This is a genomic window from Streptomyces sp. NPDC019937, assembly GCF_040631655.1.
Lineage (GTDB): Bacteria > Actinomycetota > Actinomycetes > Streptomycetales > Streptomycetaceae > Streptomyces.
On record NZ_JBEYAL010000006.1, the window covers coordinates 238948 to 250004 of the forward strand.

Sequence of the window (11057 nt, forward strand, 5' to 3'; positions counted from 1 at the left end):
TCGGCGGCGGACCGCGCTTCCGGTCTCCGGGGGTGATGAATCATGCTGCGCAGAACACTGACGCTCATCGTCTCGGTCCTGCTGCTCACCGCGGCCGTCCCCCTCGTCTCCCTCGGAACGGCGCGACCCGCCGCCGCACTCGGCAACGGGCTCGCGCTGACCCCGCAGATGGGTTTCAACGACTGGAACGCGTACGGCTGCAATGTCTCCGAGTCGCTCATCAAGTCCACCGCGCAGGCGATGCACACCAACGGCATGCAGGCGGCGGGCTATTCGTACGTCAACATCGACGACTGCTGGATGACCCACAGCCGCGACTCCGGCGGCCGCCTGGTGCCGGACCCGGCCAAGTTCCCGGACGGCATCAAGGGCACCGCGGACTACGTGCACTCGCTGGGGCTGAAGCTGGGGATCTACGAGGACGCGGGCACCGCGACCTGTGCCGGGTATCCGGGCAGCCTGGGACACGAGACCACGGACGCGCAGTCGTTCGCCTCCTGGGGCGTGGACTATCTGAAGTACGACAACTGCAACAACACGGGGGCGCCCGCGCGGACCCGGTACACCGCGATGCGTGACGCCCTGGCGGCCACCGGCCGGCCGATCCTGTTCAGCCTGTGCAACTGGGGCCAGGAGAACGTGTGGACCTGGGGCGCGGAGGTGGGCAACAGCTGGCGCACCACCGGGGACATCAACGCCAGCTTCTCCAGCATGCTGTCGATCTTCCACAGCAACGTGGGGCTGGCCTCCTACGCCGGTCCCGGCCACTGGAACGACCCGGACATGCTGGAGGTCGGCAACGGCTCACTGACGGCCACCGAGAGCCGCAGCGAGTTCAGTCTGTGGGCGGAGATGGCCGCGCCGCTGATCGCGGGCACCAACATCCCCTCGGCCAGTGCGGACACCCTGTCCACGCTGACCAACTCCCGGGTGATCGCGGTGGACCAGGATCCCCTGGGCAAGCAGGGCACCATGGTCTCCTCCTCGGGCGGCCTGGACGTGCTGGCCAAGCCGCTGGCCAATGGGGACGTGTCGGTCGCGCTGTTCAACGAGACGGGCTCGACGGCGACCATCACCACCACCGCGGCCGCGATCGGGAAGTCCGGCGCGTCCGCCTATGCGCTGACCGACCTGTGGTCGGGAGCGTCCTCGACCACCTCCGGCACGATCAGCGCCTCGGTGCCGGCACACGGCACGGTGATGTACCGGGTCGCGGGCGGCACCAGTGGTGGCGGCACCAGCGTGACCGGCGCGCTGCACGCGGTGGGCGCCGGCAAGTGCCTGGACGTACCGGACTCGACCACGACCGCCGGCACCCAGGTGGAGATCTGGAGCTGCCACGGCGGGGACAACCAGATCTGGACGCACTCCACCTCCGACCAGCTCACCGTCTACTCGGGCAGCCGCCGCATGTGCCTGGACGCCTACGACAACCGGACCAGCCCCGGGACGAAGGTGGAGATCTGGTCGTGCAACGGCCAGACCAACCAGCAGTGGACGCTGAACCCGAACGGCACGATCACCGGTGTCCAGTCCGGTCTGTGCCTGGACGTCACCGGAGGAGCCACGGCTGACGGAACCCTCGCCGAGCTGTGGACCTGCAACGGCAGCAGCAGCCAGCGCTGGACGCTGGGATGAGTCCCGCCACCGGCAGCTTCGGCGCCGCCGTGGGGCGGCACCGCCACAGAGGAGGTCGCCATGATCGAACCAGCCGTCCCTCCCCGGCGAAGGCGAGGGAAAACCGTACTCCTCGTCGCCCTGGCGATGGCCCTGGCCGCGTTCGGCGCGCCGGCGTTCGCCACATCCTCGCACCCCCGGACCACCGCCACCGTCCAGTCGGCGGCCCACCGCGCGGCGGACGTGTCGCTCCCGTGTGACATCTACGCCGCGGGCGGTACGCCGTGTGTGACGGCGCACGCCACCACCAGGGCCCTCTTCGCGTCGTACAACGGGCCGCTGTACCAGATCCAGCGGTCCTCCGATCACAGCTACCGCGACATCGGAGTGCTCAGCGCGGGCGGGTACGCCGACGCGGCTTCCCAGGTCTCGTTCTGCGCGGGCACCTCGTGCACGATCACCAAGATCTACGACCAGACCACCCAGCACAACGACCTGCCGATCTCCTGGGGCGGCTTCTGGAAGGGGCCCGGCCCGAACGGTTCCGACATCGGGGCGGACGCCATGGCCCTGCCGGTGACCGCGGCCGGCCACCAGGTCTTCGGCGTCAAGGTCAAGCAGGGTGTCGGCTACCGGATCGACCACGCGAAGGGCGTGGCCACCGGCTCCCAGCCCGAAGGCATCTACATGGTGACGTCGTCGAACTACACCAACCAGTGGTGCTGCTTCGACTACGGCAGCGGGGAGAACTCCCACACCGACACCGGCAACGCCACCATGAACGCCATCTACTGGGGCAACGCCTGCTGGTTCAACGGGTGCACCGGCAACGGCCCGTGGGTCGAAGCCGATCTGGAGAACGGCATGTTCCACACCAACACCGGCTCCAACAAGGACCCCAACAACGCCGGTGTGCACTACCCGTTTGTCAGCGCGTGGCTGAAGAACAACGGCACCAGCAACTTCACCCTCAAATACGGCAACGGCAGTAGCGGCGGCCTGACCACCACCTTCTCCGGTCCCCTGCCGAACGGCTACTCACCGATGAAGCTCGACAGTTCGGTCCTGCTCGGCACCGGGGGCGACAACAGCGTCTCGGGCACCGGCGAGTTCTTCGAAGGCGCGATGACGGCGGGCTACCCCTCCGACGCCACCGAGAACGCCGTGCAGGCCGCCATCACCGCCGCCGGCTACGGGGTGGGCGGCGGCGGTGGCAACACGACCGGTGCGCTGCGTGCGGTGGGTGCGGGCAGGTGCCTGGAGGTGCCGGGCGCGTCCACGACGCCGGGCACGCAGACCCAGATCCGCGACTGCGCCGGCGCGGCGAACCAGACCTGGTCGAAGACCGCCTCCCAGGAGCTCACCGTGTACTCCGGCGGCAGCCGGCTGTGCCTGGACGCCTCGGGCCGGGGCACCGGCCCCGGCACCAAGGTCATCACCTGGGCCTGCAACGGCCAGACCAACCAGCAGTGGAACCTCAACACGGACGGCACCGTCACCAACGCCCAGTCCGGCCTGTGCCTGGACGTGACCGGCGGCGCCACCGCCAACGGCACCCCCGTCGAACTGTGGACCTGCAACGGGGGATCCAACCAGCAATGGTCACTGAGCTGACCTCGTGGGAGCCGAACCGGGAGGAGGATCGGATGAGGTCGAGAGCGAGGCCCGGCCGGCTGGTACTGGCGGTCGGCATCGTCCTGGCGTTCGTGCTGTCGTCGCTGTCGACGACCGCGAGCCGGGCCGCCGCGGGCGAGTCGCTGAGCGTGCACCTGGCGTCGACGCGGGGACCGTCGACCGGCGTGGGGGAGGGGTTCCTCTACGGCATCACCCAGGACGGCAGCCAGCCGGCGGACCAGTTCATCCAGCCGCTGGGGATCAACGCCTTCCGCGGCGGCGGATGGTTCTCCGGCGGCTGGATCAGGGACGGCTACCAGTACGGCCCGGCCACCCGGGCCGACCTCGACTCGATCACCGCGCAGGCGAGACGGCTCACCCGGCCGCCCTATCACGCGCAGTACCAGGTGCTCGTGAGCGACATCTACGGCGCGAACGGCGGCCAGCCGTCGAACACGCGGTACCCGTGCGACAACGGAGACTGCTCCAACTGGGTCAGTTTCATCGACTCCACGGTGGGAGCGCTCCAGGCCACGGGGCTCACGTTCGCCTACGACATCTGGAACGAGCCGGACATCTCCGCCTTCTGGACCCGGGGAGTGAACAGCACCCAGTACTTCCGGATGTGGGACACCGCCTACCGGGAGATCCGGCGCATCGCCCCCGGGGCGCGGATCGTCGGGCCGTCACTGGCGTTCACCCCGCAGCGCAACCCGGGTGAATGGCAGACCTGGCTCGCGCACGTGAAGGCGGCCGGGACGGTGCCGGACATGATCACCAATCACAACGAGGGCGATGTCGACGACCCGGTCACGGTCGCGCGGACCCTGAACAGCGACCTGACCGCGGCGGGCATCGGTCCGCTGCCGCTGTCCTCGAACGAGTACCAGCCGGCCGACCGGCAGACCGCCGGGGTGACCGCGTGGTACCTGGCGCGGTTCGCGCAGTCCGGGTACACCAACGCGATGCGCGGCAACTGGGTGTGCTGCGTCACCCCGAACCTCACCGGAGTCCTCACCCAGAGCGGGGGCAGCTGGCAGCCGACCGGCAACTGGTGGGCGCTTCGGGACTACGCCGACATGACCGGCACCCTCGTCGACACCTCCGGCCAGGTCGGCTCGACGGCGATCTCGGCCTCCGAGGACTCCTCCGCCGAGCGAGCCGTGGCGGTCATCGGCGACGCGAACGGGTACACCGGCGCCGCGTCGGTGACCTTCGACGGGCTGGCGTCCGTGCCCTGGCTGGCGAACGCCGGCGGCGTGCACGTCACCGTGCGCCGCATACCGGACCAGGCGCCGCTCGGCGCCCCCCAGACGGTGTACGACCAGAACGTGAGCGCCTCGGGCGGCTCGATCACCGTGCCGATCACGTTCCAGGGCGCGCACGACGCGTTCTCCGTCTACCTGACACCGGCCTCTTCCGGCGGTGGCGGCTTCCCGGACGGCTACCACCAACTCGTGGTCGCTTCCAACAGCCTGTGCGTGGACGTCTACGGGAACTCGAGCAGCGCCGGTGCCGCGATCGACCAGTGGACCTGCAACGGGCAGGGCAACCAGCGGTTCCGGTTCGTGCCCGCCTCGGGCGGCTACGGCGAACTGCGGGCCCAGGACTCCGGCCTGGACGTGGCGGTGGCCGGCGGTTCCACGGCGGCGGGCATCCCGGACATCGTCCAGCAGGCCCCCGGCACCGCGGCGAGCGGCCTCTGGCTGCCGCTGCCGCAGTCCGACGGCTCCTACGCCTTCCAGAACAAGAACAGCGGTCTGTGCCTGGACGTCTACGGGGCCGGCGGCGACGTCGGCCGGCAACTGGACCAGTGGAGTTGCAAGAACGGGCCGGGAACCAACCAGGACTTCTTCCTCCGCTGATCGACCTGCGAAAGGAACCCACCGTGTCAGCATTCAGCAGGCTGTTCCGGCGCCTGCGCGCCTCGACCGCCGTGCTCGCGGGCCTCCTCCTGACCGCCGGCGGCATCGTGGGCACGGCCGCCGCGCCGGCCCAGGCCGCGGCCTCCATCACGATCAACGGCGCCTCCGGCGGCCGGACCTTCGACGGCGTCGGCGCGATCAGCGGCGGGGGCGGCAACAGCAGACTCCTGATCGACTATCCCGAGCCCCAGCGCGGCCAGATCCTCGACTACCTGTTCAAACCCGGATACGGTGCCTCCCTGCAGATCCTCAAGGCGGAGGTCGGGGGTGACACCAACTCCACCTCGGGTGCCGAGCCCAGTCACCAGCACACCCGGTCCGACCTGAACTGCGACCGGGGCTACGAGTGGTGGCTCATGGAGCAGGCCAAGGCTCGCAACCCGGACATCAAGCTGTACGGGCTCGCCTGGGGGGCGCCCGGCTGGATCGGCGGCGGGAACTTCTGGTCCACCGACATGACCAACTACCTGCTCTCCTGGCTGGGCTGCGCCAAGCAGCACGGGCTGAGCATCGACTACCTCGGCGGATGGAACGAGCGAGGCTACAACATCTCGTGGTACGAGCAGTTGCGCGGCGCGCTCAACAGCAACGGCTACGGCAACGTCAAGATCGTCGCGGCTGACTCGGACTGGAACGTGGCGAACGACGTCAACTCCAACCCGGCGTTCGCCGCCGCGGTGAGCGTCATCGGCACGCACTACCCCTGCGGCTACCGGTCGTCCCAGTCCAACTGCTCGGTGCCGTCGGCCGCCACGTCGTCCGGCAAGACACTGTGGGCGAGCGAGAACGGCTCGGACGACTACAACGGGGGAGCGCAGGCCGTGGCCCGCGGCATCAACCGCGGATACATCGACGGCCGGATGACCGCGTACCTCAACTGGCCGGTGGTCGCCGCCGTCACACCCAACATCCCGTACCCCACCATGGGGCTCGCCCTGGCCTCGCAGCCCTGGTCCGGCCACTACGCGATCGGCAAGAACGCCTGGGTGATGGCACAGACCAGCCAGTTCACCGCCCCGGGGTGGCACTACCTCGACGCCTCCAGCGGCTACATCGGCGGCAACCGGAACAACGGCAGCTACGTCTCCCTCAAGTCCACGAACAACTCCGACTACTCCACGGTCATCGAGACGATGGACGCCGGCGGCGCCCAGACACTGGACTTCAACGTCAGCGGTGGGCTGTCCACCAAGACCGTCCACGTCTGGTCGACCGACGTCCGCTCCGGCAACGCGGCCGACTACTTCGCGCACACCACGGACATCACCCCGTCCGGCAGCGGCTTCAGCCTCACCGTCCAGCCCGGCCGCGTGTACACCCTGACCACCACGACCGGTCAGGGCAAGGGCACCGCCACCGGCCCTGCCCAGGGCAAGCTGAAGCTGCCGTACAGCGACTCCTTCGACGGCTACGCCACCGGCGCCGAGGCGAAGTACCTCATGGACTGGCAGGGCGCCTTCGAGGCGGTGGGCTGCGGTGGTGGCCGCAACGGCAAGTGCGTGCGCCAGATGAGCCCGCAGAAGCCGATCACCTGGGACGCGCTGACCGATCCGCACGCCCTGCTCGGTGACGTGAGCTGGGGCGACTACACCGTCTCCTCGGACGTGCTGCTCGAACAGCCCGGATACGCCGAGTTGATCGGCCGCGCGGGCGGGCACGACTACGACCGCACCGGAGGACTGAACGCCTACCGCCTGCGGGTGAGCGACACCGGGGCCTGGTCGATCCTGAACACGAACACAGGCGGCAGCGTCTCCACCCTGGCCCGCGGCACGACCGCGGGATTGGGCACCAACCGGTGGCACACCCTGGGCCTCACCTTCTCCGGCACCACCATCACCGCCGTCATCGACGGTGCCACGGTCGGTTCCGTGAACGACCGCACCTGGGCGGGCGGGCAGATCGGCTACGGGACCAGCCAGGGCGAGACGGCGCAGTTCGACAACCTGTCCATCACCCCCGGCAGCGGCGGGAACGACGGCGGCACGACCGGCACGATCGTCGGGGCCGGCTCCGGCCGGTGCGTGGACGTGCCGAACCAGTCGCAGACGGCCGGCACCCAGGTGGAGCTGTGGGACTGCAACGGCGGCAGCAACCAGCAGTGGACGGACACCTCGGCCGGTGAGCTGCGGGTCTACGGCAGTTACTGCCTGGACGCGGCGGGCCAGGGCACCAGCCCCGGCACCAAGGTGGACATCTGGGACTGCGACGGCGGCGGCAACCAGAAATGGACGCTCCACGCCGACGGCACGATCACCGGTGTCCAGTCCGGCCTGTGCCTGGACGCCACCGGCGCGGGAACGGCCAACGGAACCTTGCTGCGGCTGTGGACCTGCAATGGCGGCAGCAACCAGAAGTGGACGCGCGACTGATCCGGCGACCGGCCGACGATCACCGACTCCCGTATCACCTCCGTCATCTCCCCCGAGAGGCCCCACATGTCTCCCTCTTCCCTGCCCGTCAGCCGGCGCCGGCTGCTGACGGCGGCCGGCGCGGCCACGGCCTTCGGCCTGTTGCGGTTCGCCCCCGAGGCCGCCGCGACCGAAGGCCCCGGAAGCTACACCGCGAGCTGGTCCTCCGTGGACCAGCACCCCCCGGCCCCGGCCTGGTTCCAGGACGCCAAGTTCGGCATCTACTACCACTGGGGCGCCTTCAGCGTTCCCGCGTTCGGCAACGAGTGGTATCCGCGCAACATGTACATCGGCGGCTCCGCCGAGAACCGGCACCACATCGCCACCTACGGCGACCCCTCGGCATGGCCGTACCACAACTTCATCGACGGCGCCCGCGACAAGGCCGGCAACCATGTGCAGTTCGCCCCCAAACCGGTCTCCGAGGGCGGCAAGTGGGATCCGGACGCCTGGGCGCGGCTGTTCAAGGCCGCGGGTGCCAGGTTCGCCGGCCCGGTCGCCGAGCACCACGACGGCTTCTCCATGTGGAACAGCCGCTCCAACCCGTGGAACTCGGTCCGGCACGGCCCCGGACTCGACCTCGTGGGGCTGCACGCGCGGGCCATCCGCGGGCAGGGGCTGAAGTTCATGGCCGCGCTGCACCACGCCTATCACTTCAACGGCTACTACGACCACGTGCCGTCCCAGTCGGACCCGGCGCTGCGCATCCTCTACGGCCAGCAGGGCTCGGCCGCGGAGAACAAGCTCTGGTACGACAAGCTGATCGAGGTCATCGACGGCTACCAGCCGGACCTGCTCTGGCAGGACTTCGACCTGAACCTGGTGCAGGAGTCCTACCGGCTCCAGTTCCTCGCGCACTACTACAACCAGGCGGTCTCGTGGAACAAGGACGTGGCCGCGACGTACAAGGACGGCCTCAACAACAAGGGTGAGGTCTTCGACTTCGAGCGCGGCGGCCCGGCAGGCCTGCTCACGCCCTACTGGCTGACCGACGACAGCATCTCCTCCTCCAGCTGGTGCTACACGGTGGGCATCGGCTACTACTCGACGCAGGCACTGCTCCACTCGCTGATCGACCGGGTCAGCAAGGGCGGCAGCATGCTGCTGAACATCGCTCCGATGGCCGACGGCACCATCCCCTCCGGACAGCAGTCCATCCTGCTCGCCATGGGCGACTGGCTCGGCCGTTTCGGAGAGGCGGTGTACGCCACCCGCTCCTGGGCCAGTTACGGCGAGGGTCCCACCAAGATGGGCGGAGGCTCGTTCAGCGGACCGGTGGCCGGCAAACCGCAGGACATCCGGTTCACCCGCAGCCGGGACAACAAGGTCCTCTACGCCACCGCGCTGGGCTGGCAGGGCGCCACCACGACCATCACGACGCTGAACTCGAACCAGATCAACCTCAGCAGCCTGACGGGCGCGCAACTGCTGGACAACACGGCCGGCACCTACATCGACCTCCCCGCACCCGCCCAGGACGCCTCCGGTCTGCACCTCACCATGCCCTCGTCCAATCCGCCGTTCAGCGCCCTGGCGTACACGATCAAGCTCACCTTCTCCGGTGAGATCCCCGTCCTGGGCGCGCCCGGCGGCTCCACCACCTGGGTGAAGATCGCCAACGTGACCAGCGGACTGGCGCTCGACAGCGGGGGCGACGTCGCCTCCGGCTCCAACTTGAAGCAGTGGAACTACGACGGCAGCGCCAATCTCCAGTGGCAGCTGATCGACCTCGGCAACGGCTACTACCGCATCATGAACCGCACCAACGGCATGGCCGCCGACAGCTGGGGCAATTCCGCCAACGGCGCTCCCGCCCGCCAGGAGGCGTGGAACGGAGGCGACAACCAGCAGTGGCAGCTGGTCAGCCTCGGCGGCAACCGCTACCAGATCGTCAACCGGGGCACCGGCACCGCCCTCGACGGCAGTGGCAGCACCACGGTCGGCTCGACCACGGTGATGTGGACGCCGAACTCCAGCACCAACAACGCATGGACCATCACCGGGGCCTGAGCGGCCACAGCGGCAAGCTTGCGGAAGAAGGAGCACATGAGACCCAAACGCCTCTTCATGTCCATCGCGGCTGCGGTACTTCTCGTCCTGGCAGCCCCGGGCACCTCGTTCAGCAGCGGCCTCGGCGCGCCCCCGTCGGCCGCGACCACCGGCGCCGTCCGGGCGACCGCCGGCTGCGGCAAGGCCCCAGCGCTGACGAGCGGTACGCACACGATGCAGGTCGGCGGCCAGACCCGCAGTTACATCCTGCGGATCCCGGCCGGCTACGACAGCAACCACCCCTACCGGCTGATCTTCGGTTTCCACTGGCGGGGCGGCACGGCGGGTGACGTCGACTCGGGCGGAACGGACGGGTACAACTGGTCCTACTACGGTCTGCGGCGCCTGGCGGACGCGAACAACGGCACGATCTTCGTCGCGCCTCAGGGCAACGGCAACGGCTGGGCCAACCCCGGTGGCCAGGACGTGGCCTTCGTCGACGCCATGGTCAGCCAGATCGAAGCAGGTCTGTGCGTCGACACCACCCAGTTGTTCTCCGCCGGATTCAGCTACGGCGCCGCGATGTCGTACGCCCTGGCCTGCTCACGGGCGACGGTCTTCCGCGCGGTCGCGGTCTACTCCGGCGCGAACCTCAGCGGGTGCGACGGGGGCAACCAGCCCATCGCCTACATGGGTCTGCACGGCCTCAGGGACAACGTGCTGCCCATCGCGTCGGGACGGCAACTGCGCGACACCTTCGTCCGGACGAACGGCTGTACCCCGCAGAACCCGCCCGAGCCGTCCTACGGAAGCCTGACCCACATCATCACCACCTACTCCGGATGCCGGTCCGGATACCCCGTCGTCTGGGCCGCGTTCGACGGAGCGGGCCACGACCCCGGTCCCATAGACGGTTCCACCGGTGACGGCTGGCGCACCTGGACGTCGGCAGCGGTATGGCAGTTCTTCACACAGTTCGGCTCGGATCCGCCGGCGCCCTCCGGCAACCAGGAGATCGTCGGCCGGCAGTCGGGGCGCTGCCTCGACATCAACAACTCCACCACGGCCAACGGCACGCAGGCACAACTGTGGGACTGCAACGGCGGCTCCAACCAACGGTGGACCCACACCGCCGGGAAGCAGCTGGTGGTCTACGGCAACAAGTGCCTGGGCACCTCCGGCCAGACGGGCAGCGGCGCCCCGGCGGCGATCTGGGACTGCAGCGGGCAGGCGGATCAGCAGTGGAACATCAATCCCGACGGCACGATCACAGCGGTGCAGTCGGGGCTCTGTCTGGACGCCACCGGCCAGGGGACCGCCAACGGGACGAAAGTCCAGCTGTGGAGTTGCACCGGCGGCGCGAACCAGTCCTGGCGCCTGGAGAGCTGAAACACGGGCCAGGGGGTGTCGTGTGGGGGGGGGGGGGCGGGGGGGGCGGGGGCCGGCGCCACCCGGCCCAACAAGAAGGACGCCCACAGCGCGGGCCCGGGGGCAGGCGCCG

Annotated in this window: 6 protein-coding genes; all 6 read left to right on the top strand. The window is 69.3% G+C overall.

Annotated elements, in window-relative coordinates; all coding sequences use genetic code 11:
• Positions 1 to 42: 42 nt before the first annotated feature.
• The 6 genes from ABZ562_RS08155 to ABZ562_RS08180 all read left to right on the top strand — a co-directional run bounded on the left by ABZ562_RS08155 (position 43) and on the right by ABZ562_RS08180 (position 10945).
• Positions 43 to 1638 carry a ricin-type beta-trefoil lectin domain protein gene (locus tag ABZ562_RS08155; protein WP_361475452.1) on the top strand — a complete coding sequence of 532 codons (1596 nt, stop codon included), beginning with the start codon at positions 43 to 45 and terminating at the stop codon, positions 1636 to 1638.
• Positions 1639 to 1698: 60 nt separating this feature from the next.
• The gene (locus ABZ562_RS08160) at positions 1699 to 3231 is read left to right on the top strand and encodes an arabinofuranosidase catalytic domain-containing protein (protein WP_361475454.1); all 1533 of its coding nucleotides are present in this window, start codon (positions 1699 to 1701) and stop codon (positions 3229 to 3231) included.
• 32 nt (positions 3232 to 3263) lie between these two features.
• The gene (locus tag ABZ562_RS08165; protein WP_361475456.1) at positions 3264 to 5096 is read left to right on the top strand and encodes an RICIN domain-containing protein; all 1833 of its coding nucleotides are present in this window, start codon (positions 3264 to 3266) and stop codon (positions 5094 to 5096) included.
• Positions 5097 to 5119: 23 nt separating this feature from the next.
• Positions 5120 to 7528 carry a ricin-type beta-trefoil lectin domain protein gene (locus tag ABZ562_RS08170; protein ID WP_361475458.1) on the top strand — a complete coding sequence of 803 codons (2409 nt, stop codon included), beginning with the start codon at positions 5120 to 5122 and terminating at the stop codon, positions 7526 to 7528.
• 66 nt (positions 7529 to 7594) lie between these two features.
• Entirely contained in the window at positions 7595 to 9577 is a 1983-nt protein-coding gene (locus ABZ562_RS08175) for an alpha-L-fucosidase (RefSeq protein ID WP_361475460.1), read from the top strand.
• A gap of 57 nt (positions 9578 to 9634) precedes the next feature.
• Complete coding sequence (locus tag ABZ562_RS08180; RefSeq protein ID WP_361475549.1) at positions 9635 to 10945, top strand: ricin-type beta-trefoil lectin domain protein; 1311 nt, start codon at positions 9635 to 9637, stop codon at positions 10943 to 10945.
• The last annotated feature ends 112 nt before the right edge of the window (positions 10946 to 11057 follow it).